24 protein-coding genes are annotated in these 26,972 nt (G+C 37.4%); 3 read left to right on the top strand and 21 right to left on the bottom strand.

The genetic code is table 11. The annotated features are described in order from the left end of the window. Nucleotides 1–19 precede the first annotated feature (19 nt). From CC204_RS00245 to uvrB, 8 genes are all read right to left on the bottom strand, one after another. The gene (locus CC204_RS00245) at nucleotides 20–1,018 is read right to left on the bottom strand and encodes a gluconeogenesis factor YvcK family protein (protein WP_162288306.1); all 999 of its coding nucleotides are present in this window, start codon (nucleotides 1,016–1,018) and stop codon (nucleotides 20–22) included. Then, a complete protein-coding gene (gene rapZ / locus CC204_RS00240; protein ID WP_088268220.1) occupies nucleotides 1,015–1,899 on the bottom strand; it encodes an RNase adapter RapZ in 885 nt (294 codons plus the stop codon). The genes CC204_RS00245 and rapZ overlap by 4 nt, the downstream gene beginning before the upstream one ends. Nucleotides 1,900–2,268: 369 nt before the next feature. Continuing rightward, a complete protein-coding gene (locus CC204_RS00235; RefSeq protein WP_088268218.1) occupies nucleotides 2,269–3,822 on the bottom strand; it encodes a DUF4097 family beta strand repeat-containing protein in 1,554 nt (517 codons plus the stop codon). Then, nucleotides 3,809–4,141, bottom strand: a complete 333-nt coding sequence (locus CC204_RS00230; protein ID WP_088268216.1) for a PadR family transcriptional regulator — start codon at nucleotides 4,139–4,141, stop codon at nucleotides 3,809–3,811. The genes CC204_RS00235 and CC204_RS00230 overlap by 14 nt, the downstream gene beginning before the upstream one ends. Nucleotides 4,142–4,362: 221 nt before the next feature. After that, nucleotides 4,363–5,172 carry a YusW family protein gene (locus CC204_RS00225; RefSeq protein ID WP_088268214.1) on the bottom strand — a complete coding sequence of 270 codons (810 nt, stop codon included), beginning with the start codon at nucleotides 5,170–5,172 and terminating at the stop codon, nucleotides 4,363–4,365. Nucleotides 5,173–5,518: 346 nt separating this feature from the next. Beyond that, entirely contained in the window at nucleotides 5,519–5,725 is a 207-nt protein-coding gene (locus CC204_RS00220; RefSeq protein ID WP_088268212.1) for a hypothetical protein, read from the bottom strand. A 430-nt stretch (nucleotides 5,726–6,155) separates the two neighbouring features. Next, nucleotides 6,156–8,972, bottom strand: coding sequence for an excinuclease ABC subunit UvrA (uvrA, locus tag CC204_RS00215; RefSeq protein ID WP_088268210.1), 2,817 nt, complete (start codon nucleotides 8,970–8,972; stop codon nucleotides 6,156–6,158). Nucleotides 8,973–9,206: 234 nt separating this feature from the next. After that, the gene (gene uvrB, locus CC204_RS00210; protein WP_088268208.1) at nucleotides 9,207–11,204 is read right to left on the bottom strand and encodes an excinuclease ABC subunit UvrB; all 1,998 of its coding nucleotides are present in this window, start codon (nucleotides 11,202–11,204) and stop codon (nucleotides 9,207–9,209) included. A 354-nt stretch (nucleotides 11,205–11,558) separates the two neighbouring features. Between uvrB and CC204_RS00200 the strand changes: the two genes are divergently transcribed. The 3 genes from CC204_RS00200 (at nucleotide 11,559) to CC204_RS00190 (ending at nucleotide 15,696) form a co-directional block, all read left to right on the top strand. Continuing rightward, complete coding sequence (locus CC204_RS00200; protein WP_088268204.1) at nucleotides 11,559–13,718, top strand: amino acid ABC transporter substrate-binding protein/permease; 2,160 nt, start codon at nucleotides 11,559–11,561, stop codon at nucleotides 13,716–13,718. Between the two features lies 1 nt (nucleotide 13,719). Beyond that, nucleotides 13,720–14,457 carry an amino acid ABC transporter ATP-binding protein gene (locus CC204_RS00195; protein ID WP_087639568.1) on the top strand — a complete coding sequence of 246 codons (738 nt, stop codon included), beginning with the start codon at nucleotides 13,720–13,722 and terminating at the stop codon, nucleotides 14,455–14,457. Between the two features lie 135 nt (nucleotides 14,458–14,592). Next, nucleotides 14,593–15,696, top strand: a complete 1,104-nt coding sequence (locus tag CC204_RS00190) for an SLC13 family permease (RefSeq protein ID WP_088268202.1) — start codon at nucleotides 14,593–14,595, stop codon at nucleotides 15,694–15,696. Between the two features lie 43 nt (nucleotides 15,697–15,739). Here CC204_RS00190 and trhO read toward each other — a convergent pair whose 3' ends face one another. From trhO to CC204_RS00125, 13 genes are all read right to left on the bottom strand, one after another. Further along, the gene (trhO, locus tag CC204_RS00185) at nucleotides 15,740–16,681 is read right to left on the bottom strand and encodes an oxygen-dependent tRNA uridine(34) hydroxylase TrhO (protein ID WP_088268200.1); all 942 of its coding nucleotides are present in this window, start codon (nucleotides 16,679–16,681) and stop codon (nucleotides 15,740–15,742) included. Between the two features lie 185 nt (nucleotides 16,682–16,866). Next, nucleotides 16,867–17,238, bottom strand: coding sequence for a VOC family protein (locus CC204_RS00180; RefSeq protein WP_088268198.1), 372 nt, complete (start codon nucleotides 17,236–17,238; stop codon nucleotides 16,867–16,869). Nucleotides 17,239–17,427: 189 nt separating this feature from the next. Beyond that, nucleotides 17,428–18,819, bottom strand: coding sequence for an L-cystine transporter (locus CC204_RS00175; RefSeq protein WP_088268196.1), 1,392 nt, complete (start codon nucleotides 18,817–18,819; stop codon nucleotides 17,428–17,430). A 259-nt stretch (nucleotides 18,820–19,078) separates the two neighbouring features. Next, the gene (locus CC204_RS00170) at nucleotides 19,079–19,468 is read right to left on the bottom strand and encodes a DUF1149 family protein (RefSeq protein WP_087639561.1); all 390 of its coding nucleotides are present in this window, start codon (nucleotides 19,466–19,468) and stop codon (nucleotides 19,079–19,081) included. A 123-nt stretch (nucleotides 19,469–19,591) separates the two neighbouring features. Then, nucleotides 19,592–20,935 (bottom strand): PFL family protein, encoded by a 1,344-nt coding sequence (locus CC204_RS00165; protein ID WP_088268194.1) that lies wholly within the window; start codon nucleotides 20,933–20,935, stop codon nucleotides 19,592–19,594. A 169-nt stretch (nucleotides 20,936–21,104) separates the two neighbouring features. Beyond that, on the bottom strand, nucleotides 21,105–21,374 hold the full coding sequence (locus CC204_RS00160; RefSeq protein WP_088268192.1) for an ACT domain-containing protein: 270 nt from the start codon (nucleotides 21,372–21,374) through the stop codon (nucleotides 21,105–21,107). 171 nt (nucleotides 21,375–21,545) lie between these two features. Beyond that, nucleotides 21,546–21,977 (bottom strand): hypothetical protein, encoded by a 432-nt coding sequence (locus CC204_RS00155; RefSeq protein WP_088268190.1) that lies wholly within the window; start codon nucleotides 21,975–21,977, stop codon nucleotides 21,546–21,548. Nucleotides 21,978–22,039: 62 nt separating this feature from the next. Continuing rightward, nucleotides 22,040–22,927, bottom strand: coding sequence for a helix-turn-helix transcriptional regulator (locus CC204_RS00150; protein ID WP_088268188.1), 888 nt, complete (start codon nucleotides 22,925–22,927; stop codon nucleotides 22,040–22,042). Continuing rightward, nucleotides 22,920–23,321: a DUF3224 domain-containing protein gene (locus CC204_RS00145; protein WP_088268186.1), complete on the bottom strand. Its 402-nt coding sequence runs from the start codon at nucleotides 23,319–23,321 to the stop codon at nucleotides 22,920–22,922. Before CC204_RS00145 ends, CC204_RS00150 begins: the two co-directional genes overlap by 8 nt. A gap of 219 nt (nucleotides 23,322–23,540) precedes the next feature. Beyond that, nucleotides 23,541–24,236 carry a signal peptidase I gene (gene lepB / locus CC204_RS00140; RefSeq protein ID WP_088268184.1) on the bottom strand — a complete coding sequence of 232 codons (696 nt, stop codon included), beginning with the start codon at nucleotides 24,234–24,236 and terminating at the stop codon, nucleotides 23,541–23,543. Nucleotides 24,237–24,252: 16 nt separating this feature from the next. Beyond that, nucleotides 24,253–24,921: a hypothetical protein gene (locus CC204_RS00135; protein ID WP_088268182.1), complete on the bottom strand. Its 669-nt coding sequence runs from the start codon at nucleotides 24,919–24,921 to the stop codon at nucleotides 24,253–24,255. A 22-nt stretch (nucleotides 24,922–24,943) separates the two neighbouring features. Continuing rightward, nucleotides 24,944–26,086: a WxLIP family cell surface protein gene (locus tag CC204_RS00130; RefSeq protein WP_088268180.1), complete on the bottom strand. Its 1,143-nt coding sequence runs from the start codon at nucleotides 26,084–26,086 to the stop codon at nucleotides 24,944–24,946. A gap of 97 nt (nucleotides 26,087–26,183) precedes the next feature. After that, a complete protein-coding gene (locus CC204_RS00125; RefSeq protein WP_088268178.1) occupies nucleotides 26,184–26,969 on the bottom strand; it encodes a WxL domain-containing protein in 786 nt (261 codons plus the stop codon). Between the last annotated feature and the right edge of the window lie 3 nt (nucleotides 26,970–26,972).

The raw sequence follows: 26,972 nt of genomic DNA, 5'->3' as shown, positions 1-26,972 counted from the left end.
CCCCCTCTCTTTTTACCTTTTAATACCTTGCTCCGAAAACGATACGGAACAATTCGTCGACTACCTTATCTCCATCATGGAAAACGCCGCCATCCCTTAACTTCAAAAAGTCAGTTGAAATCACTCGGCAGCCTTCTGATCTTAATTTTTGAAAGTCATGTTCGACTTGAACAAGATACTCATCGTAAACTTCCGGATCCATATACCCATCTGGTACTTTTTCTGTATTGACTAAAACAGTGTCAATAAACTTACTTTTGAGATGATCGTGTAATACACAAATATGGTCTGCATCCGTAAAGTGCTCTGTTTCACCTTTTTGTGTCATGATATTGCAAATGTAAACGACTTCTCCTTCTGCGTTGATAATCGCATCTCCAATTTCACTGATCACCAGATTAGGCAAAATACTCGTAAATAGACTTCCAGGACCTAAAACGATCATGTCTGCTTCTTCGATCGCTTTCACTACTTTTCGAGCGGCTTTCGGCTGTTCATCGTCATTTGTATTGGTCACAAAAACATAATCGATCGTTTTTCGATCGACGGCAATGTTCGACTCACCAACTGCTACTGTTCCATCTTTGAAAACAGCATGTAAGGTCAATGGTCTTTCTGACGAAGGAAAAATATGTCCATCCACATGCATCATTTTTGACAACAATTGAATCGCTTCATACGTACTGCCACGCATTTCAGAAACGGCAGCAATAATCAAATTACCGATGGCATGATTTGCAAAATATTTATCTGATTTATCAAAACGATACTGAAAGATATCTTCATACAATTGCGGCATATCTGATAAAGCAACCAACACATTACGCAAATCACCGGGTGGAGTCAAATTCATTGATTCACGAATTTCACCACTACTGCCTCCATCATCAGCAACTGTTACAACAGCAGTGATATCCGCGCTTTGATTTCTCAAGCTTTTTAAAATAACAGGCAGCCCAGTACCACCACCGACAACAACGATCTTAGGCTTTCTGATCCGGTACGTTTTCATTTTCATGAGCGATTCACCGTCTCTTTCCGTTTTCCTTTATCACGATGCGTGATGTTCACATGATACTCCTTACCAAGCTCATCACCAACTCTTTCAGTCAAAGCAACTGAACGATGTTGTCCGCCAGTACAGCCGATTGCGATAGTGATACTTGATTTACCTTCTTTTTCATAGCCAGGCATCACGTGTTTCAATAGATCGATGAAGCGAGTATAAAATTCCTCTGTCTCTGGAAAACTCATGACATAGTCGTAAACAGATTTATCTTGCCCAGTCAGTGGTCTCAACTCTGGTATATAGTGAGGATTTGGCAAAAAGCGAACATCCATTACAATATCAGCATCGATCGGCAGACCATATTTAAACCCAAACGATACCATCTCCACACGAAAACCATGTGTATCTCGTGTCTTAAATTCTTCATTGATTCGCTCTCTTAATTGTCTTGGCGAAAGATCTGTTGTATCAATGACAACCTGAGCATCTCCTCTGATTTCTTCCAGGATCGCACGTTCTTTTCTGATCCCTTCAGTGACCAAGCCATCCATCGCTAACGGATGAGCACGTCTAGTTTCTTTATAGCGCGAAACTAATTCTTCATCTGTTGCATCTAAAAACATGATCGTCGTATCGATCAAATTCGTATTTTCAAGTTCGACCAGCATATCCTGAATTTCTCTAAAGAAATTACGCGAACGTAGATCGATCACTAAAGCGATTTTCGTTACTTTTCCTGATTCCTTGATCAATTCCCAAAATTTTGGAATCAGACTTGGCGGCATATTATCAATACAAAAATACCCCATATCTTCAAAGCTTTGAATAGCGACAGTTTTACCTGCTCCGCTCATCCCAGTGATTATTACTAATTGTAAATTATCAGCCATTTTACAGCGCCCCTTTAAAAGCATTTGACTAATTATAACATTCCGGGCGTATCAATGAAAGCTTTTCAACATGCCGCTATCTGTCTTTGAGAAAATGTTAAACATTTGATCTCAAAAAAAACAAACAGCTTAGCAAAAACCATTAGCTCCAAGAAAAATGAGAATGACAAGAAACACGAAAGTTACATTTCTGATGTTGAATGCCTCCTACACGGTGCTCTTCAAATTTTCATGACCAAATAGGTACTATACAACCTCAACTTATTTCTGAAGGCACAGGTTTTTTCTCGCCATTTATTCGAAAATCAAGCCCGAAACAAAACTGATTATTCGTTTTGTTTCGGGCCCGCCTGATTGTATTTATTATTCTTAGTTAGATTCATCTTTTTCGATGATCCGAATATCACCTGTTTGTGTTGTAATAGTAATTTTATTAGATGATTCTTTGTTATTCTCAAACTCATTAATGATCTTTCCAGATTTACTCGATAGATTGAACTCTACAGCAGATTTATAATTTTGTACCCATTTTACAATGCCGGTATTACTTGTAACGACAGCATCAAGTGGATCTTTTTCATAAACAATAACTTGTCCGTGCTGATTTTTCAGGTCCAACTCTCCTTGAAGATCCGTCAATACAATTTTACCATCTGTATTTTTGATTTTTGTCCTGCCAGTTTGATTTTCGATGATCGTAGTTCCCTCAATATTTAAAGCAGTCAAGGTTTTGATCACACTTGAATTGACGACATTTTTGCCTTTGCGATTATTGATCACTGTTGACCTACTGGTTAAATCACTCAAATTGATGAGACCAGTTTTAGAAGATATCTCTACTATTCCTTGACCTTCTTTTACAATCGACTTCCCATGATCATTATAAATTTTGATGTCTGAATAAAAATTATTGATTGTTGTATCTGCATTTTTACTTGTTATATCGATAGTCGTTGAATAGATATCATTCAAGCGAAGTTCGCCCGACTCAATTTTGATTCCTAGTTTATTCGCATGCAAATGACTTAACATCACAGTCCCATGTTTGATTTTAAAAGAAACATCTCCAAGTGTTTTTTGTCGTGGCAAATAAAAGACTACATCACTTTTTTTCATTTTTTTTAGCACATCAAAGTGGTCTCCAGAACCAATTTGAATCCTAGTTGTCTTTTTCTCTTCTTTGACTAGTTGTAATTGATCTGACTTTTTCATGTATCCTTCTATTTCAACCTTCGGTGCCTCTCCTTCAGCAATTGGGATCACTGTGATGTCCACTGGATATTGCGAAAGAAACAAGGCTTCTTTTGAAGTGAAATCAGTTAGTTCAATGGTCTTATCATAATAGCTACCTTCATAAAACCATTGGCCACTAAAAAAAATACCAATACTACTTACTAAGCTGATCATACTGATCATACCCAACCACTTATTATGTACGAACTGTTTTCCTCTAATTTTCCAGATAAAATAAATTAAACTACATAAAAAAAATACAGCCAATGTAGCTGGTCCAAAAGCAAAATATTTTTCAAAAATGCTATATACAAAAACAAACCCAATTAAATAAATGCTGAGTGCTAAACACAATAACCCAATAGCTATAAAAATAGCAAGTTGAATCTTCTTTAACACTTTTTTTCGTTTTAATTGCTGTTCCTTTTTATAAACTTTTTTTACGTCCTCGACTGCAACGATATCTTTCTCTGCCTTCAAAGCTTTATCTAGACGCTGGTCTTCATAAAAAGAATCGGCAATCATTTCAGGTTTACCCAAACCCGCTATTATTTCTTCTTCTGTTTTACCTTCTTCTAACTGTATCTCAATTTGTTCCAATAAATCCTCTTTGATTTCGTTAAAAGAATCCAAGTCTTTCTCTAAGAAATAAGTCTTCATTTCTTCAAAGAAACCATTAATTCTTTTCATTATCTTCCTCCATTTTTATCAATGATACGTTTTTCACAAAAATCGTCCACTCTGATTCTAGATCCGTCAAATATTCTCTGCCTTCACTTGTAATCTTATAATATTTTCTTGCTGGACCATTTGAAGACTCTTTTAAATACGTCTCACAATATCCTTCTTTAACTAAACGTCTTAAAATTGGATATAGCGCTCCTTCTGTTAGTGAAATATACTTATCAACTTTTTGTGTCAACTCATAACCATAGCGATCCCTATTCTGCAATAAATAAAGCACACACAATTCTAGTACACCTTTTTTGAACTGATTTGTCTTTCCCAAGTCGAGTTGCCGCCTTCCAAATGTAATTTCACTTTTTAACCCACAGTTTAGTTTAACTTATTTTGCTTATAAAGCAAAGGGCTTGTACGAGTCTAAGATAAAATACGAAAAATCTATCTAAAAAAGCAACGAAAGCAATTACCATCTGTTTCACCCAATAAAAAAGCAGACAGTCAGAAACTAAACTTAGTTTTTGTCTGTCCACGCTTCATTAAAATTGCTTATTTGATTTTGAAATCAACTTTTGTTTTATCTACAAATTTAACTTTAAAATCAAATTTCTTGAAGTTTTGGTTTGCATTCAACTTAGTGATTACATGATTTTTTATTTGAGTTTGGCTGCTGTTTCGAACATCAAGACCTGCAAAAATTGCTTCGATTTTTTGTTGCGCTCTGACGCCTGACATTTTTTCACCAGTAAACTCATTTTCAAATTTAGCTTTCACAGTTCCATCTGATTTTACGTCATATTCTAATTCAATATCTTTATTTTTATATTCGATATCAACATCGATTTCTTTCATTGATTGTTTTGCAGCTGCATTGTTATCTTCACTTGGCGTTGTTTCTTCTGTTGTGGACTCTTCTGTTGAAGATTCATCTGTTCCTGGAGCTGTACTTTCTCCCATAGTTCCAATATTTACGCTGCTATAATATGGTTTATTGATTGTAACAACTTTTAAAGAAACATGTTCATTCATTGCGATTTCAGTTAAAATACCCGTTGCTTGGTATTTGCTTTCAGAAAAACGAGCAGCAACTTTTTTAGCATCTGCTTTGCTGTAGCCCAATTTTTCCCAAACTTTTGCTTGTGATAAAGAAGTGTATACTTTGTTGATTGTTGACGCTGTTAATGATGTGCCAACAGCCTTATCTAGATCTGCTTTCGTGAAGCTGATGATTTTTTCATATGCTGTTTCAGAAATCACCGTTGAGGCCTCTGCTGATACACCACTAATAAATGGTGCTGCACTGATCGATAAAGCCACTCCTGCTACTAATAAAGATTTCGTTATATTTGTCATTTTCATTCTTTTCTTCCTCTCATATTTCCATTTCCTTTTTTTGTAATCGTCATCGGCCAATAACTAACTTACAACAGTAGTATACATTGTATAGTACTGTTCGTCAATCAGTAATTGACTTTTTTTTTAATAGAACTGGAATATAGCTCTATGAGGTGCAACTTAGTCTCTTTAAAAATGAATAGACGGTTGAAACAGAAAGAATCCCTTCTATCTCAACCTCGTCTTTCAATAAGTTCCCTTACTCTCATCAATAGAAAAAAACAAGATGATCCCAGCTGGTATCGTCTTGTTTTCTTTAAATTTATTTGGTTTTCTACTCTAAATCAAGCTTAGTTTCAATACGTATGCTTTAAACGTCTTCAATGACATTTAAGTAATCCAAGCTTAAAATCGGATCGTCACACTTGATATTCGAACGGTCGGTAGGGTGACATTTAAGAACTCTAACTTCCAGGTCTTCTTCTTTTTTAGAAATTGCTTCTCCAATAAAGAACCAAGAAAAGTTTGAGCCATGACAAACATAATGAGCGCCAATCTTAATTTCTCTTTTTTCCAAGAAAAATCATCCTTCCATACTTTTTTCGTATGTATAGAATATCATGATTTTATTAAAATGTACCGTCCAACATACGTATATAATTTACCTTTTTTTGACTATTTTTAAATTAAAGTTATTAAAAAACAAGAGTTTCTCCATTTTTTCCCTTTCATTCTCATTTATTTTTGATTTACATTTTTAAAATTTTAAATAAAAATAAGATAGAAAAAAACAGTTTTCAACTGAATGAAAAACTGTTTTTTTTCTTTTTCGAACGGGTTATTTATAGAAGGAAAGATATATACCAATTAGGTTGAACAATATATCTACCTGTGAGTGATTCTACTGTATGGAAATGAAGAAATCAAGACTACTCAATAAATTTTCTTTAATCTTCAAACTTTCTTTAAGATTTGTGAAATAACTTCCTAAATGGAGTAGACCAATATCATAAAACCCGCTTCAAATATTTACCAGTATAACTAGCTTTGACTTTGGCAATATCTTCCGGCGTACCAGTGGCAACGATCGTTCCTCCACCATCTCCGCCTTCCGGACCAAGATCGATCACATGATCAGCTGATTTGATCACATCTAGATTATGCTCGATCACTAAGACCGTATTTCCCGCTTCAACCAATCGTTCCAACACAAGTAGCAAACGAGCGATATCATCCGTATGCAAACCAGTGGTCGGTTCATCTAAGATATAGAAGTTTTTACCGTTGGAATTTTTGTGCAGCTCACTAGCCAGTTTCATCCGTTGCGCTTCCCCACCTGATAATGTCGTTGCAGGCTGTCCTAACGTCACATAACCTAATCCTACATCAACGATTGTTTTCAATTTACGATGAATCTTAGGAATATGTTGGAAAAATTCCACAGCATCTTCAACTGTTAGATCCAAAATGTCAGCAATCGTCTTACCTTTATAGTGGACTTCTAACGTTTCAGAGTTATAACGTTTGCCATGACAAACTTCACAAGGAACATACACATCTGGTAAAAAGTGCATTTCGATTTTAATGATCCCGTCTCCACGACAAGCTTCACAGCGACCGCCTTTCACATTAAAGCTGAAACGACCTTTTTTGTAGCCGCGTACTTTTGCTTCATTCGTTTTTGCAAACAAATCACGGATGTCATCGAAAACACTTGTATAGGTTGCAGGATTACTTCTTGGTGTTCGTCCAATTGGACTTTGATCGATATCAATGATTTTTTCGATCTCTTTATAGCCTGTAATACTCTTATGTTTTCCTGGTTTATTAGAATTACGATTGAGCTTTTGAGCCAACGCCTTTTTTAAAATCTGATTAACTAACGTACTCTTTCCTGAGCCAGAAACACCTGTTACTGCAACAAATTCACCCAAAGGAAATTCAACGGTTACATTCTTCAGATTATTCTCAGCTGCACCAGTGATCTTGATTTTTTTACCATTCCCTTTGCGACGCTCTTTTGGTACCGGAATAACTTTTTTTCCGGATAAATACTGACCTGTCAGGGATTTAGGATTTTCTGCTACTTCATCAGGCGTTCCAGCTGCAACGATTTCTCCGCCAAGGTGCCCTGCGCCAGGTCCTACGTCGATCAAGTAATCAGAGGCCCGCATCGTATCTTCATCATGTTCTACAACGATCAACGTATTTCCTAAATCACGCATCTTTTTGAGTGACTCGATCAAGCGGTCGTTATCACGCTGATGGAGACCAATGGATGGTTCATCTAAGATATATAAAACACCGGATAAATTGGAACCGATTTGTGTCGCTAAACGGATCCGCTGCGCTTCTCCGCCGGAAAGTGTCCCTGCCGCTCTACTAAGAGTCAAATAATCTAAACCAACATTTTGCAAGAAATTCAAGCGATCTTCCACTTCTTTTAAGATCGGCTTAGCAATCATTTGCTCTTGTTCAGATAACGTGACTGTTTCAAAAAAGTTTACCGCTTTTTTGATTGCCAACTCACTGATTTGCCCAATATTTGTATTATCGATTTTTACAGAAAGAGCTTGTGGATTTAAACGATAGCCTTTACACGTCGTACAAGTCAATTCAGTCATATATAAGCGCATTTGATCGCGCGTGAAATCACTATTCGTTTCATGATAACGGCGCTTGATATTCGTCAACACGCCTTCAAAAGGCACTTCAACATCACGAACGCCGCCAAAATCATTTTCATAATGGAAATGGAAAACTTCCCCATTGGACCCATTCAAAATGATATCCTGATGTTCTTCTGGTAATTCACTAAATGGTGTATCCATGTCGATATTAAAACTTTCAGCCGCCTGCTCCAGCATTTGTGGATAATATTGTGAGCTGATTGGATTCCAAGGAACAATAGCTCCTTCACGTAAAGTTTTAGTCCCATCAGGAATCACTAAGTCCTTATCTACTTCCAATTTATTTCCCAACCCATCACAATCAGGACAAGCTCCAAATGGTGCATTGAAAGAAAACAGTCTAGGCTCTAACTCACCAACGGTAAACCCACAATAAGGACACGCATAGTGCTCGCTGAACAGCATCTCTTCGCCATCGATCACATCGACCAAGGCATACCCGTCCGCTAATCGCAATGCTGCTTCAAATGAATCAAATAGACGTGAACGAATACCGTCTTTCACCACGATTCGGTCGATCACTATAGAAATATCATGTTTCTTATTTTTTTCAAGTTCAGGAGCTTCACTGACATCATACGTTTCTCCATCTACTCGCATCCGAACATACCCTTCACGCTGAATCATTTCGAAAATTTTCTTATGTTGTCCTTTTTTCTTCACGATCACAGGTGCTAGGATTTGGATCTTTGTTTTTTCTGGTAATTCCAGAACCTTATCTACCATTTGTTCAACCGATTGACTGGTGATCTCGATGTTGTCATTCGGACATATCGGATGCCCCACACGGGCAAACAATAATCTTAAATAATCATTGATCTCCGTCACTGTACCAACGGTTGAGCGCGGATTTTTACTAGTAGTTTTTTGATCGATGGAAATTGCTGGGCTTAATCCATCAATACTATCGACATCTGGTTTATCCATTTGTCCTAAAAATTGTCTGGCATATGCAGAAAGACTTTCCACATAACGTCGTTGACCTTCAGCGTACAGTGTATCGAAGGCTAATGAACTTTTTCCAGAACCCGATAAACCTGTTACTACAACCATTTTGTCCCGCGGAATTGTAACATCTATATCTTTTAAATTATGTGCACGTGCGCCATGAATGACGATTTTATCATTTGCCATTACTTCTCTCCTTTTTACTTATTGGTCCGATGTCCCTTACTTCTAAACGAATAAATTCGTAAGAGTAACGGCTCTCCTTTTTACTTATTAGTCCGATGCCCAATACTCTCATTATTTTTAAGCGATCCTTGCTCGTCTTCAGAGAAATATCCTTGAATAGCGGAAGGCGGCTAATGGAACTATCGATCTTGAATTTCCATTAGCCGATCTGCTTTATTTTTCAGTGAGTTCAGCCTAATCTGCTGCTTTTAGCTCTAAGATCGTATCTCTCAGTGTAGCTGCCGTTTCAAAGTCCAGCGCTTTTGCAGCATCTTTCATTTCTTTTTCTAGTTTCATCAATAAGTCTGCTTTTTCCTGACGCGTCATCTCATGATAAGATTTATCGATCTTGAATGGCTCATTCTTTTCATTGTTCGCCTTAGAAATCGATATCAATTCTCGAATCTCTTTGATGATCGTTTTCGGCACGATTCCGTGTTCTTCATTATATTTCTCTTGGATCGAACGACGACGAGCTGTTTCATCCATCGCTTTTTGCATCGAATCAGTTATTTTATCTGCGTACATGATCACTCGGCCGTCTGCATTTCGCGCCGCTCTTCCGATCGTCTGAACAAGTGAACGCTCACTTCTCAAGAAGCCTTCTTTATCAGCATCTAAAATAGCGATCAATGATACTTCCGGCACATCCAGTCCTTCTCTTAATAGATTGATTCCGACCAATACATCAAACTCACCTAAACGCAGATCGCGAATGATCTCGGTTCGTTCCAATGTCTTGATATCACTATGCAGATACTTGACCTTGATTCCTAGTTCTTTGAAATAATCTGTTAGATCCTCTGACATTTTCTTCGTCAGTGTAGTAACAAAAACCCGTTGGTTCTTCGCTACACGTTCATTGATTTCACCAACTAGATCATCGATTTGTCCCATGATCGGACGAACTTCGATCAACGGATCTAGTAAGCCAGTTGGACGAATAATCTGTTGGATCACAGTATCTGTCTGTTCATGCTCATAAGGGCCTGGCGTAGCGGAAACATAGACGATTTGATGAACATGCTCTTCAAATTCTTCCAATCTGAGTGGACGGTTATCTAAAGCACTTGGTAAACGGAAACCATAATCGACCAGCATTTGTTTTCTTGCTCTGTCTCCATTATACATTCCTCTAATTTGCGGCATCGTTACATGTGATTCATCGATTACCAACAGGAAATCATCAGGAAAGAAATCTAGTAATGTGTATGGCGGCTCCCCTTCAGAGCGTCCGTCCATATGACGAGAGTAGTTTTCAATACCAGATGTATAGCCCATCTCACGCATCATTTCGATATCATAATTTGTCCGTTGTTCTAAACGTTGGGCTTCCAGTAATTTATTTTCACTACGTAAAACTCTTAATCGTTCATCTAATTCGGCTTGGATCTGAGAAATAGCGTGTTCCATATGATCTTCATTCGTCACAAAGTGAGTCGCTGGGAAAATTGCCACATGCTCTGTTTCCGCAATTATTTCTCCGGTCAGCGCATCAACCTCTCTGATTCGTTCAATCTCATCACCGAAAAATTCAACTCTTAACGCATGCTCATCTCTTGAGGCTGGGAAAATTTCAACCACATCTCCACGCACACGAAAACGTCCCCGCTGAAAATCGATGTCATTGCGTTCAAATTGAATATTGACCAAATTCGTCAATAACTGACTACGGTCCATTTCCATCCCAACACGAATCGATACGACCTGTTCACTATATTCTTTAGGATCTCCCAAACCAAAGATACACGAAACCGAAGCAACTACGATCACATCATTCCTTTCAAGTAATGAGCTTGTTGCAGAGTGACGCAGTTTATCGATTTCATCATTGATACTGGCATCTTTTTCTATATATGTATCGCTGGAAGGAACATAAGCTTCTGGCTGATAATAGTCATAATAACTAACAAAATACTCGACCGCATTATTCGGGAAGAATTCTTTGAATTCACCGTAAAGCTGTCCAGCTAATGTTTTATTATGCGCGATGACCAACGTAGGTTTATTGACCTCGGTAATCACATTAGAGATCGTAAATGTCTTACCAGTTCCTGTTGCTCCAAGTAGAATCTGAGCTTTCTCGCCGCCTTCGATCCCTTCTGTTAATCGCTTGATCGCTTCCGGCTGATCACCATCCGGCTGATACTTTGACACTAGGTCAAACGTATTGGAGGTTTCTCTTTCTATCATCCAACATCCTCCTCTGTATAATTTACTGGCTGCTTCCATTCAATTATTAGCCAATGATAATAGGTCCAAATTTTCTAAAATCACTACTATTAAATCGAAGGGAAACCTCTGAAAATATTCTACCATACCGAACATATTTTCGCCACCTTTAGAATGAATTGCGTATACGCATTTTTTATTGATTTCAACTTTATTTTCTGATTTTTCCCCAAATTTTTTCACCCACCAATGTTACATTTAATTACATAAGATGTTAGAAAATGACATTTTTTTATGTTTCACTTGTCTAATGACTTGTGTTTTACCCTTTTTTTACTATATAATTATTCAATATGTAAATATAGGAGGTATTTTATGAAAAAGAAACACATTTTGCTTTCATTTATGCTAATGATGGCAAGTCTGCTGACATTTACACTTGGGCAATCGGCTCAGGCTGAGGAAAAAACATATAATATAGGAACAGATTTAACTTTTGCACCTTTTGAATTTCAGGATTCTAAAGGAGAATACATCGGTATTGATGTTGATTTACTTCAAGCCATTGCAGCTGACCAAGACTTTAAGGTCAATCTAAAACCGCTTGGCTTTGACAGTGCCATTCAGGCAGTTCAATCTAAACAGGTTGATGGAATGATCGCCGGAATGAGTATCACAGACGAGCGGAAGAAATCCTTTGATTTCTCAGACCCTTATTTTGATAGCGGCTTGCAGATGGCTGTCAAAAAGGGAAATGACAAAATCAAAGGTTACGATGATTTAAAAGGAAAAACCGTTGCCGCTAAAGTGGGGACAGAAAGTGCTACTTTCCTTGAAAAAAATCAAGATAAGTATGGCTATACGATCAAAAACTTCGACGATGCAACTGGGCTTTACCAAGCACTTGAAAACGGTGAAGCAGATGCTATTTTTGATGATTATCCTGTATTAGGCTATGCAATCACGAATGGTCAGAAATTACAGTTAGTTGGTAAAAAAGAAACCGGAAGTTCTTACGGGTTTGCTGTCAAAAAAGGGCAAAACAAAGAATTACTTGAAAAATTCAATGCTGGATTAAAAGATTTAAAAGACTCCGGCAAGTATGATGAAATCATTGCAAACTATATTTCTACAGGAAATGAATCAGAAGACCAAACAGATACAAAAATGAAAAAGATCCAACCGAAAAAAGATACTTATGTCATTGCTAGTGATTCAACCTTCGCACCTTTTGAATTCCAAAATTCTGATGGTGAATACGAAGGAATCGATGTTGACCTAGTCACACGAATCGCTGAACTCCAAGGATTCAATATTGAATTTAAATTTATTGGTTTTAGTTCAGCTGTTCAGGCAGTTGAATCTGGGCAGGCAGATGGGATGATCGCCGGAATGACGATCACTGACGAACGTGAAAAATCATTCGACTTTTCGACTCCTTATTTCAATAGTGGGATCCAAATCGCTGTCAAAAAAGGCAACGACAAAATCACTTCCTATGAAGACTTAAAAGGGAAAAAAGTCGGTGCAAAAATCGGGACAGAAAGTGCTGATTTTCTTGAAGCAAATAAAGATAAATATGGCTATTCAATCAAGTATTTAGATACAACAGATGCTTTATATAGCGCACTTGAGATCGGTGAGATCGACGCTATGATGGATGACTATCCTGTTATCGGTTACGGCGTTGCTCAAAAGCAACCACTAGTAACACCAATTCCTCGTGAAGAAGGCGGAAAATACGGGTTTGCTGTCAAAAAAGGCAAAAATCCTGAATTGATCCAAATGTTCAATGAAGGACTTGCAGAATTAAAACGAACTGGTGAATACGACGAAATCGTCGGTAAATATATTAAAGATGGTTCCACAGAAAACAAAGTAGATGAATCAACCTTCGTCGGTATGATTCAAAATAACTGGAAACGACTATTGAGCGGACTATGGATGACGATTCAACTAACATTGATTTCATTCATTCTTGCTTTGATCGTTGGTGTGATCTTCGGATTATTCAGTGCTTCACCATCGAAAGCTTTACGAGTGATAGCCACTGTTTATGTCGACATCATCCGCGGAATTCCATTGATGGTACTTGCTTTCTTCATTTATTTTGGTTTACCAGGAATTCTCGGCTTTAATATTCCAGTCTTCCTTGCTGGAATCATTACCTTGACGCTAAACGCCAGTGCTTATATCTCTGAAATCGTTCGTGGCGGTATCAATGCTGTGCCTACAGGGCAAATGGAAGCTTCACGCAGTTTAGGACTTTCCTATAATCGGACAATGCAAAAAATCATTTTGCCGCAAGCAATCAGAATCATGATTCCATCATTCGTCAACCAATTCGTTATTTCATTGAAAGATACGACGATCCTTTCAGCGATCGGGTTGATCGAATTACTACAAACAGGGAAAATCATCGTTGCCCGAAACCTACAAAGTACACTTGTTTATTTTGTGATCGCGATGATGTATCTAGTCTTGATCACAGCGTTGACAAAACTAGCAAAAGTCTTGGAAAAGAAGGTGAAATAATATGGCTGAAAAAATTCTAGTCGAGCATTTAGTAAAAAAATATGGTGATAACACTGTTTTAAACGATATTAATGTTTCTATCCAAGAAGGCGATGTCGTTTGTGTCATCGGTCCTTCCGGCTCTGGTAAAAGTACTTTCCTTCGTTGTCTGAATCAACTGGAAGAAGCAACAAGCGGCGATATTATTATTGATGGAGCAAACTTAACAGATAAAAATACCAACATCAATAAAATACGTCAGCATATCGGTATGGTGTTTCAGCATTTTAACTTATTTCCACATTTATCGATCATGGAAAATATTACATTGGCACCTACTGATCTAGGTCGTCTTTCTAAACAAGAGGCGGAAGAAAAAGCAATCCAGCTTTTAGAAACTGTGGGGCTTGCCGATAAAAAAGACAGCTATCCAGAATCATTATCAGGCGGTCAAAAACAACGTGTTGCTATTGCCAGAGCTTTAGCGATGAATCCAGATATCATGCTATTCGATGAACCGACCTCTGCACTTGATCCAGAAATGGTTGGTGATGTTTTGAATGTTATGAAAAAACTAGCCAAACAAGGTATGACGATGGTCATCGTTACCCATGAAATGGGCTTCGCTAAAGAAGTGGCAAATCGTGTGATGTTTATTGATGGCGGGAATTTCCTAGAGGATGGGAGCCCGCAGCAGATCTTTGAAAATCCGCAAAATGAGCGAACCAAAGATTTCTTGGATAAAGTTCTAAATATTTAAGACTAACTAAAAAGGCATGATTTGAATGATTGATTCAGGTCATGCTTTTTTTCGTTCAGATATTCTTTTCTTGATAAATCTCCTATTCTAACGTAAATTAAAAAAGAAGTTATTTTTGAAAGAAGGCTGCTGTTGATGAAACGTATTTTCTCATTTTTTATGGATGATCTCTTATTTTCTATTTCCCTTTTCGTGGCCCTTATCAGCTGTTTCTTCGGCAAATTTTCGATTGAGTCAATTGATTTTAAAGTCATCGTTTGCCTTTTTGGACTGATGCTGCTTGTCGCTAATATTGATAAATTGGGGGTTTTGACCTATCTTGCTGAAAAATTGATCGATGTTTCAATCAACACTCGAGCTCTCATTAGAAATATCACCTTGCTGGCTTTTTTTAGCTCGATGCTTTTAACCAATGATGTAGCTATTTTAAGTCTTATGCCGATCTACTTGACGATCACGAAGAAAGTTCCTGATATGAACCATAAACTGACCGGTGCTGTCCTTTTGATCATTGCAGCCAATTTAGGCAGCAGCTTTTTCCCTTTTGGCAACCCGCAAAATTTATTCTTATTTTCTTATTACTCATTGGCAGCTGGGACATTCTTCAACTGGGCTTTTCTCTTACTGCTTGTATCGTTTGTTTTTTTATTTCTTTCCTTTTTTTGGATCAAAAAGAGCCCTATTCCAAATCAAGAAGAGCCGCTGCCATCGATCGATCAACGTAATATCATTTATTTGAGCTTGATCGGCCTACTGATCCTGATCGGTGTCTTCGATCTTCTCCCATATTCTATCGTTATTCCTATAGCTATTTTACTTCTAGGTATTTACGATTCCAGCAGTTTGAAAAAAGTTGATTATCGTTTATTGGCTACCTTCATTTTTTTCTTTATCGCTGTCGGCAATTTTTCACAACTGGAAACTATTTCCTTGTTGATCAAAAAACAGTTTACTACATCCTCAGCTACATTCTTTGGCAGCATCGCAGTTAGTCAGGTTATCAGCAATGTTCCTGCTGCCATCCTTATCGCTCCGTTCACTGCTCAAACCAAAGCGCTATTTTTTGGTGTTAACGTGGGTGGATTAGGCACAATCATTGCCTCTTTAGCTAATCTGATTGGGTTTAAAATTTATAAGCAATATTATCCTAATCAATCAAAACAATTTTTGCTGATGTTTAGTCTGATCAACTTGATTTTTTTAATTGGATTTATTGTACTCTTTTATTTCATTCTATAAAAAAACAACCAAATGACGGTCATTTGGTTGTTTTTTTCAATTTTTAATTAGCGATTGCTTCCAAACGAGCTGTTACTTCCTGCTCTGTTAAATGATTTTTTTGTACATAACGATTAGCTGGATGATGGCGACACTCGTCTGAACAGCTACCAAGATATTTTGCTTCGTTTTCTTCTGAAGCTAAAATTTGTTTATTGCAGAACGGGTTAGCACAATTGATATAACGTTCGCAAGGCGTTCCGTCAAACCAGTCTTTACCAATGATTTTTTTATCGACATGGTTGATTTCCACACTGATCCGTTCATCAAAGACATACATTTTCCCGTCCCACAATTCACCTTGTACTTCAGGATCTTTTCCATATACAGCAATCCCGCCATGAAGTTGTGAAACATCTTCAAAGCCTTCTTTCAGCATCCAGCCAGAAAACTTCTCACAGCGAATTCCACCAGTACAGTAGGTTACGATTTTTTTATCCATAAATTGTTCTTTATTTTCTCTGATCCATTGAGGCAGTTCTCTAAAATTACGGATATCCGGACGAACAGCGCCTCTAAAATGCCCTAGATCATATTCATAGTCATTTCTAGCATCGATGACAACAGTATTTTCATCAAGCAAGGCTTCTTTAAATTCTTTTGGCTCCAAATATTTACCTGTTAATTCCAACGGGTTGACATCCTCTTCCAAGTTTAAAGAAACAAGCTCTTTTCGCGGACGAACAAACATTTTATGAAAAGCCATTTCTTCTGTTTCATCGATTTTGAAGTAAGTATCTTTGAATCGCTCATCCGCAAGCATTGCTTCCATATAAGCATCTGTATCAGCGATCGTTCCAGAAAGTGTGCCATTGATTCCTTCTGAGGCGACTAAAATTCTTCCTTTTAAATTTAGTGATTTGCAAAATGCTAAATGCTCTTTCGCAAATTGTTCTGGATTTTCTAGTGGTGTATATTTATAGTAAAGCAATACACGATAGTCCATTCTTATCTTTCCCCTTTTTTACAAACTGTTTACAAGACAGTCCTTAATTTATCCTCATACCTATTAAGTATATAAAAAAAGAAAGAGGAAAATCGAGATATTTGCTTGTGTATTAATGTACAATGTAAAAGCTTTGAAACCGGGTATCTTCAGTCAGGTTTCAAAGCTTTTATACTTACATAAGGTTATTGTCCAGAGACCGCAAAATAATTTTCATCATTATCCGCGAAATTAAACACCAGTCCCGTCGGCAATTGAACCATTTCACCTACTCGAACACCAGCATCTTTCATTTTCTTGTATAAACTCACAATGTCATCTGAGAAGAACATCAATGATGGTGTATTTCCCGCAACTTCTGGTGAATGTTTTTGAATGAACTCCAAATCATAGAGAACAATACTTGTATCGGCATTCTCTCCTGGTGACACTTCTACTACTAACGTGCCATCGACTGCATCTCTTTCCTTTTCCACAAAACCGATTTTTTGCCAAAACTGACTGGATTCCTCGACATTTATTACATACAACATGATTTTAATTTGATTAGTAAACATTTTTGAACTCCTTTTCTTGATAGCGATTATTCCATTTCTCGATTATTCCATTTCTATTATATACTTTTTACTATATCTTATACCAAGATTTATGAAAATAATTTTGCTTTAAAAAAGGAGATGCAGCTAATAAACAGCCGTATCTCCTTTTCATTTTAACTCTCTTGGGGAAGAGAAGTGGATCACTTCTTAGGCATTTTCTTCAATGACTAAATTGCTGTCATTTAGAACATCACGATCTAGTTCATTGATTCTAGAACTCGTCACGATTCCTGCAACCATGCTATCACTCACATTAACAGCTGTTCTTGCCATATCGATCAACGGTTCTACAGAAATAACTAACCCAACAATCGCAACTGGTAAGTTCATCGCACCTAATACGATCAAGGAAGCAAAAGTCGCTCCACCGCCGACACCAGCAACACCAAATGAACTGATTGTAACAATTGCAACTAACATCAAAATAAATTCTAAACTAAAGACATCGATACCAACCGTTGGAGCAACGATCGTTGCCAACATTGCAGGATAAACACCAGCACAGCCGTTTTGACCAATCGACAAGCCAAAGCTTGCAGCAAAGTTTGCTGTCGCATCATCTACGCCTAAAGCTTTTGTTTGTGTTTCAATATTTAAAGGCAATGCTCCTGCACTTGATCTTGATGTAAAAGCAAAGCTTAGAACTGGGAATGATTTTTTCAAATAATTCACAGGATTTACTTTCACCGCAATCAAAATCGCTAAGTGAATGAGCATCACAATAATCAACGCAGTATAGGAAGCTAATACAAATTTACCTAAATTCAGAATCGCTTCAAAATCACTTGTCGCTACCACATTAGTCATTAACGCTAACACGCCATATGGTGTCAAACGCAATACAAGTGTTACGATACGCATCGTAATTTTATAAAGGCTGTCGATCAGATTTGCGAAAAACTCTCCTTCTTTTGGTGCTTTGCGTTTCACACCAAGATAAGCTACACCAACGAAAGCAGCGAAGATAACAACGCCAATCGTACTTGTTGGACGAGTTCCAGCAAAATCTGCAAAAACATTTCTAGGAATAAAGGCTAAGATTTGTTGAGGAATCGATAGGTTTTCAACGGTTTCCTGTCGAGTCGCAAGTTCTGCGATCCGTGCCGTTTCTGCCGTTCCTTCAGTAAATTGTGCACCTTGAAGTCCAAACAATAATGTGGTTCCAATTCCGACCAAAGCCGCGACTGCTGTCGTGCCTAATAATGTTGCGAGAACATTAAAGCTGATCTTTCCTAATTGTTTGGATTCTTTCATTTTCGTAAATGCTCCGACAATCGAAACAAAGACTAAGGGGATTACGAGCATTTGTAAAAATGCTACATATCCATTACCTACAATACCGATCCAGTCCATTGCTTGTGTTGTAACTTTATCTTGAGTACCAAATGCGAATTGAATAATTGCACCTAAAACAATACCCACGCCTAATGCAGCAAAGACACGCGTTGAAAATTTAAGGTGTTTTTTCTGCATACGATAAAAGACGTATAACACAGCAACAAAAGCCAGGACCACTAAAACAGTGATGAGTGTTGTCATTTTTTTCCCTCCCAATTTTTAAAGCGAAAGCAGCTTTTAGAGCTAACCACCGCAAAATAAATGACAGTCCATCAAAGGAAGTAAAGGTTCCCGGGAATCATTCTTCAATGATCCGCCCTAAAAATAAAGAATCTTATTTTTAGTGATACGTCTATTTTAACTTATTTTAAATAAGAAAAGATACTTTTTTGTTTCGCTGATGATAGTAAAAAGAGTTTGTGATAGTTTCAGACTATCACAAACTCTTTTATTTTCGGCTTTATCCTTCTTGCGACGACTGAAAGTTCAATTGAATTCCTGGTTTGTCCAGTGCAATTTCAGTCACTTCATAGGCCATACGTTGAACAATGCTGAATAGAGGACTTACTAATTCATCCACTTCTTCTTGGCTGATATCTTCTTGTTTTTCAATTTTGTGATTGATGATATGGTTGATTTGACTCACAGATCCTGACAACACATATTCTTCAAATACTAAGCGAAACTCTAAACGAGCCGCGATAATTGAATTTTCTTTAGGATAATTCTCATCTGTTGATTCAATTGGTGAAAAACCGACTCTTAGGTCTGTTTCTACCTCGCCCATATCTTGTGTACGCATGTCGTAATGAAAAGCTTCTACGACTTCTTGCTGACGTTTTATTTCCACGTTTTTGTACTCTCCTTTATATTTCGGTTTGACAGTCACTATTTTACTGAAAAAATAATTGCTCTGCTTAAAATCATTATAACATATTTCGTTTTCTTAAAAATAGCTCCAACCCTTATTCAACTAATTTTTAAAAGAATGAATCGGTGCTGGAATCCGTCCGCCACGTAAAATAAAATCAGTAGATGCGTAGTCATTGACTTTCATCACAGGTGCTCTGCCTAATAAACCGCCAAATTCCACCATATCTCCTACTTGAGTTCCTTTAGCCGGAATGATTCTGACAGCAGTCGTCTTATGATTGATCACGCCGATCGCTGCTTCATCAGCGATCATAGCAGCAATTGTTTCAGCAGAAGTTTCTCCAGGTATCGCGATCATATCTAATCCTACCGAACAAATCGCAGTCATTGCCTCTAATTTTTCCAAATTCAAAGCGCCGTTATTAACCGCATCGATCATGCCAGCATCCTCAGAGACTGGAATAAATGCGCCGGAAAGTCCACCAACGTGATTACATGCCATCACTCCGCCTTTTTTCACCGCATCGTTCAATAGAGCCAATGCAGCAGTTGTCCCATGAGTCCCAACACTTTCCAAGCCCATCTCTTCTAAAATATACGCAACACTGTCTCCCACAGCTGGCGTTGGCGCCAATGATAAATCTACGATCCCAAAAGGCACATTTAAACGTTCTGAAGCAATTTTTCCAACTAACTGACCCATTCTTGTGATTTTAAATGCCGTTTGCTTTACGACTTCAGCTACAACGTCAAAAGGTTCTCCTTTGACTTTTTCCAGTGCCCGTTTGACAACTCCTGGTCCGCTGACACCGACATTAATCACACAATCCGCTTCCCCTACACCGTGGAAGGCGCCAGCCATAAAGGGATTGTCTTCGACAGCATTTGCGAATACGACTAATTTGGCACAGCCCATATCAGATCTTTCCGCAGTTTCTTTGATCACATACCCCATATGACGAACAGCGTCCATATTGATACCGGCACGAGTAGAGCCGATATTCACCGATGAACACACAAATTCTGTTTCAGCCAATGCTTGGGGAATCGAATTAATTAGAATATCATCACCATGCTGATATCCCTTTTCGACTAAGGCACTAAATCCGCCAATAAAATTGACCCCAACCGCTTGAGCTGCTCTGTCTAATGCTTTCGCGTATTTCACATAATCTTTATCTGGACTAGCTGCGGCAATGATTCCGATCGGAGTTACTGAAATCCGTTTATTGATGATCGGAATCCCGTATTCTGATTCAATCTCTGTTCCAACTTTAACAAGATTCTTCGCTAAGCGCGTGATTTTTTCATATATTTTTTGACAGGCACGATCACTATCACTATCAATACAATCCAGTAATGAAATCCCCATCGTGATCGTTCTGATGTCTAAATTTTCTTCTTCGATCATGCGAATCGTTTCTAAAATTTGGTTCGTTTCCAAAATGATTCCTCCTAATATTAAAAATAATGCGAGCTCACATGGTCTCGACTGGAACATAAGAAAATATGACTATGGTGATCTACTCCGTATTCATGTTTTTCTTTTTTCCAAGAGACTAGCTCCTGAAGCTAGATAATGTTAAAAACTCGAGCACAGACGACTATAGATATTATAGTTTGTGCATCACGTTGAATATTTCTTCGTTTTGAATACTGATCGTGACCCCTAATCGTTCACCTAACTCATTTAATGTTGCACGAATATCTTCAAAATTTGCTTGTTCTTTCGATAGTTCAAGTACCATCATCATCGTAAAATAGCTATCCATGATCGTTTGAGAAACATCAAGGATATTTATGTTCATTTCAGCTAATGTGTGGCTCACACCAGCGATGATCCCTACTTTATCTTTTCCTATAACTGTCAATACTGCCCGCATATAATTTCCCCCTCAATCATTTTTTCTATTATAACATAGCATGTTCACTTGTTAACAAAAAAGCGGAACAAATTCTACTAAAATGAATCGATCGTTCGTTTTTCAATAAAAAAATTGAAAATCAACTCTTCTTAGTCAATTTTCAATCTAATACTTTACATGTATTCATTTTTAAACTATCTTAAAAAACTGCTCTTGGCACTTCGAACAAGTTACTTTGATCTTGCCTCTTTTTTTCGGCGCGCGTAACTGCTGTTTACAAGCTGGACATTTAAAATAACGATATGCCTTACGATGGATAAACTTTGTCTTGATCATCGAAATAGATGTTATCATCTGCTGTCGGCTTGCCACAAAACGAGTATTTTCATTAGCTCTTGGATATATCCGTTTTGAAAAGAAACGATAATTTGACCATAACCACAAGCTAAATGCTACATAAAATGCAAAAGAAGTTGGTAAAAATAAATTTAATACTAGCAAAATCAAACTAAGCGTCAATAACGTACGATTAAGTTGATCGATTCGTGCATATCTTCCAGTTAATAATTTCTGTATTTTTCCATTCCAATGAAGCAATCGTTCAAACCATAGTTGTTTCATGTTATCCCTCTTTCTCTATTCCATGCTATTATCTCAATCAATAATCAGCAATTCAAGAGTATTTACGAATAAATCTGCTGAAGTTTTTGGACTTCCTCTTTAATTTGAATTTTGACTTCATCTGGCTCTATTACTTCGATCGCACTCCCAAAAGAAAGTAAGTAAGAAGTCAGCCAACTACCTTTAGGTTGCTGTGTTCTTACTGTTGTATACTTTTCATTAGGCTCTATTTCGAGCTCAGATAGCTCTTCTTTGATTCTGTAAAACAGCTCATTCTTTACTTTGAATACAACATCAGTTGTTTCAAATTCCGGCTGATATTCCTTATCCAAAAGTAATTCATCAATTTCAGTGTCTGTCATGATCAAATGAGTGATTCGCTTTAATTTAAACAAGCGAGTCGTTTTTCGAACAAAACAATATCCCGCAAGATACCAAGCGTTTTGCTTAAAGATCAGTTTGTTCGGCATTACTTCCCGGGATATTCCATCACCTTTGGTATTTCTATAATAAAAAGAAATACACTTGCCTTTGGTTTTAGCCTCTGTGATCAATTCGATTGCACGAGCTTCGTCTTCTTGTCCCCAAGTTGAAAAATCGATATCGATCCAAGGCTCTATTTCTTTATTAAATAAGGAGGAAAGTTTATTGACTAAAGGTTCGACATTATTCAGATTCGCTGCTGATAAGTTCTGTAAGCCTAATATAATTTGGTCCTGCTCTTCATCATCTACAAAAGTCGCTGGCAAATGATGTGTATCCAGCAAATGGATCCCGCCATCACGCCCACTTTTAGCGTATACGGGAAAGCCCTGAGCAGACAATACATCAATGTCACGATAAATCGTCCGCGTCGAAACTTCCAATTGTTCTGCCAGATAAGTCGCTTTCACTTTATTATGGAGCGTCAGGTAGTGCATGATGTAAAATAACCTTGATAAATTATTCATGTACTTTAAAATCCAAAATCAATTTGCTTGATTCACCAATAAAATCATACTGATATGAGCCAGACAGACCTTGTAATTCTCCTGTCCCTTTGATGATCATTCCAGGGGAATCCAGTGCGCCTTTATCGAATAGGCCTTTTTCCGCAGCTGTAAAGGTTCCTGTTTTTCCTTTATACTGTCCTTCGAAATGAAGAAATCCAGTAATTCTAGCTGTTGCAAGATGACCGTCTTCTTGATTACTTTCAATATAGTACAGTAGATATTCAACCCATGCGATTCCTTGCAAATCTCCTTCAAGCTCATACTGAGCATGAACTTGATTGAGCGGAAAATTTGTCTTTTCAGCATCAATCGCCTGTTCGTCCCACTTGGTCACGTTAAATGTTGTACTCATACTTACCCCTCCTTATAATTAAAGGATACCAAACATATGTTCTTTTTTCAAGCTGCAATTGTCAAATAAGCTATTTTTCACCAAAAAAATCTATTCCCCATAAACGAAAAAAGGAGGACAACGAAAATGCTGTTCTCCTTTTTGAATACTGATTTTTTTCTGAGTCGCAAGTAACAATGTTTAATCCAAAAGAGGATGTTTCTTCGTTCTTATTCTCCTTCAAAAGACTTTGAATTCATTGATCGGAAAAAACTGAGCCGTTACTTTTCCGATGATATTCTTCTTAGCTACGAATCCATAATGCCGACTATCTGTCGCATATGGTCGATTATCTCCTAATACAAAATAATATTGGTCAGGGACCACGACTGTTTTTCGTGTGAAGTCTTCCGTATAATTGCGGCCATTTTTTTGGTTTTCATTGATCTCTTCGATCAAAAATTTTTCATCGATCGGATGCTCATTAACGTATAAAATATCTGACTGATAATAAACTGTCTCTCCCGGCAAACCGATTATACGTCGAACTTGTTTTTTTTCTTTGCCTAAAGTAAAGACAGCTAAATCAAATCTTTTTAGATCACTCGTTTTTCTCGTTACTACCTTATCTCCTTCACGTAGAGTCGGAACCATCCCAAACCCACTCACGGTAATGATCCTAACAAAATAAAAGCTAACTAACAGTATAAGAATACTTCCACTAAAAAAAGCTAAAAATAACTCTTTAACGATTCTTTTACGCTTATGACGAGCTTGTTTCTTTTTGCTTGATGTAGTTAGTACGCGTTTCTTCTGTATCTGACGTTTATTTCTATGCTTTTTAGACGAATGAATACGGCGCTGTCCCTTTTCTTTAGCAGGGTTTCCGCTTATTTTCTTGACAGTTGAGGGATTAGGCAATGATTTTCTCTTCATGACTTTTTCACTCCGCCTACTTTTCTTCTGAAAAGGCTGTTTCATCGACTTTATAATAAGTAAATGCTGCTTTCTCGTAAACTTTTACTTTCTCTATATCTTCTAAAAAGCTATCAACGATTTGGGCATTTCCATAAAAATTTTTAGTTTGTGTACTGGCATTCATCCCAACTTGCTTGATCGCATTATAATAACGATTCAATGTCAACTGACCTTCTTTTGAATTGATTGTACTGGCTGTTTTTGTTCCGTAGCTGGCCATCGCTGTCGCTAAATAGCGGATATTTTTCTGCATTTTTTCTTCATTGTCGCCTTTTTCTTTAGCAACCGCTAATTGTTGTTCAAAATCACGTAAAAGATAATATCCCTTCACTACTGAATCTGAATCATTCGTCGTCAGGTTCATCGCTTGATAATAAGAAAGGTAACTGGTCGCACCAGCAAATAATCCTGTTAAAAATAAGAGCAGTAGAAAAAATCTAAAACTGATTTTTTGCTTTTTTATAAGCATTTTTCGCTTTTTCACTACTATTCGCTGCTTTTTTTTATTTTTTAACCGCCTGGCTGGCAGTCGTCTGATTTGCTGTTTTATTCGTATGAATCTCACTAAAAAATAACCTGATCCGAGGAGCACAACGATCGTCATTGCTATACCTATAATGAAAATCCAATCTATAGTAGACACTCACTTCAGCTCCCCTACTGCATTAATTGTTTGTTTTTTTCTGTTTAGTACTTAAATTTCCTGAAGCTTGTTTTTTCTGCTTCCTTGCTTTTTTATTCGTGATATTCTTTTTGTGCTTTTTTTTTCTAAAGAAATGAACAACTAAGAAAAGAAGGAAAATTCCTATAAGAAATGCTGCAACAAGTAATAGGATCAATTTCCAATCCAAACTTTTTTCCTGAACTAAACCGACATCTCGCTCATTGAATTTATTTGCATCTTCATCGGTAATTTTGAATGCTTGTTTCCAAGCCCATTTTTTATCCCCAGAAGTGATCAGAATATCTGCTTCATAATCTCCAGGGATCATTCGCTCGCCGTTCATGCTAACAGGAAAATCGATAAACGAATTTGGCGCCATCCGCATAGCTGTTTGTTTTCGCTCATATAAGACTGTTTCTTTCCCTTTTTCAGTAATTTGTACTTCTGCAGTCATATCATTTAAATAAGCAGCTTTGGTATTAGAATAGTTGATAAAAATTGCATTTCGGTAATTGTTTTGGCCTGCTTTTACACTATTCAATGATAAATCGGGTTGAATTACAGCCTCATTCTCCTGTAAAAGTACACCAATGACATAGGCGTATTGATTGATGATTTTAGATCCACCACTATTCGTTGTTGCCTCTTGTCCGGCACGCATCAATTGAATACCACCGGCAATGACTCCATCATACTCTGTCTCTGGCATTTTAACTGTCAACTCTAAACTTTTAGTTTCTCCTGGCGCTAATTCAACAGATTTTGGGCCTTCTACAAGGTCAATAAAATTGAATTTTAAGGATGGATCATTTTTGATCGCTGATTCACCATATTCGATCACACCGTTTTGATTGGTCTTTGCCCCATTCAATTTGACATCGATCACAACCTTTTCTGCACTTGGATTGCTTAACATAATACTTAATTGCTGTTCCTGTCCAGGCGTCATTTTCAACTTGTAATAACCTAATTCTTTATCTATTTGATTATCTGGAAAACTGATACTATAGGTAAATCCTGTTGCACCTGCAGAATTCTCCTCCTCAGCAGACACCGCTGTTGCTTTAGCTAAAAATAAAAATCCTACAATTATACTAAAAACCAAAATAGTATACTGCAGCGTAAAAGACTTATGTGTTTTCATAACCAACCTCGCTTATTTTGAAATGATTTTCTATGTATACAGGCCAACAAGATTCACTTGTTGGTCTGTAAAAACTGTTAGAATCAGTTTATTATGCTTATTGTGCTGCAACGATTTTCCATGTTACTGTTGCTGTATAATCAGTTGCTGCCATATTTGAAGCCGTTGCTGCCGGTACAGTTAATTTAACAGAGCTCGTATCCGTATCTGGAGTCCCTACTGTAGAATCTTTACTTTGACCAAATTCCATGATATAACGACCTTTACCTTCTTTTAAATCTTTGCTGGCAGTTACGATCGTTTTAGCATCATCTGCTGCTTCTGTTAATTGGAATGCTGTTTGTGCATTTGATGGCACTGTATTTGTATTGCTTCCTTGTGCAGAAACAAGTCCATTACTAAAATCAATTGTTGAACCTGTCAATACATTTGTTCCTGTAGTATCTTTGAATTGACTTGATAATTGTGCTGTCACAGTGTATCCATACGTACCGCCTGAACGAACATCTGCCCATTGAACATATGCGCCACGAGTTTTTGCTCCTGCTTCAAAGCTCATTGGTTTAGCAAAACTTGTAACTGCATCTGCAGAAGTTTTGATCGTACCAAAATCTAGATCAGTTGTTTTTTCAACAACTAAAGGCCCTTTATCAGAGTTTGTATTTTCTCCAGGTGATTCTGGATCAGGATCTGGTAATACTTCGTTAGGGTTTTCTGGATCGACTGTTCCTTGATCTCCACCACCGGCTGTTCCTTCTTCAACTTTGACTGTACCAGTTGAATTTAATTCTGTTGGAGCTGCAAATGCAGGTGTAGCACTTCCTAATAAAGTTACTCCTAAAATTGCTGCTAATGTTGTTGCACAAAGACTTCTTGCTTTCATATT

Source organism: Enterococcus wangshanyuanii (assembly GCF_002197645.1).
In the GTDB taxonomy this organism is placed as follows: domain Bacteria; phylum Bacillota; class Bacilli; order Lactobacillales; family Enterococcaceae; genus Enterococcus_L; species Enterococcus_L wangshanyuanii.
Note: the sequence above shows the minus strand (reverse complement) of the source record. Positions and strands in the feature narration are given on the sequence as shown.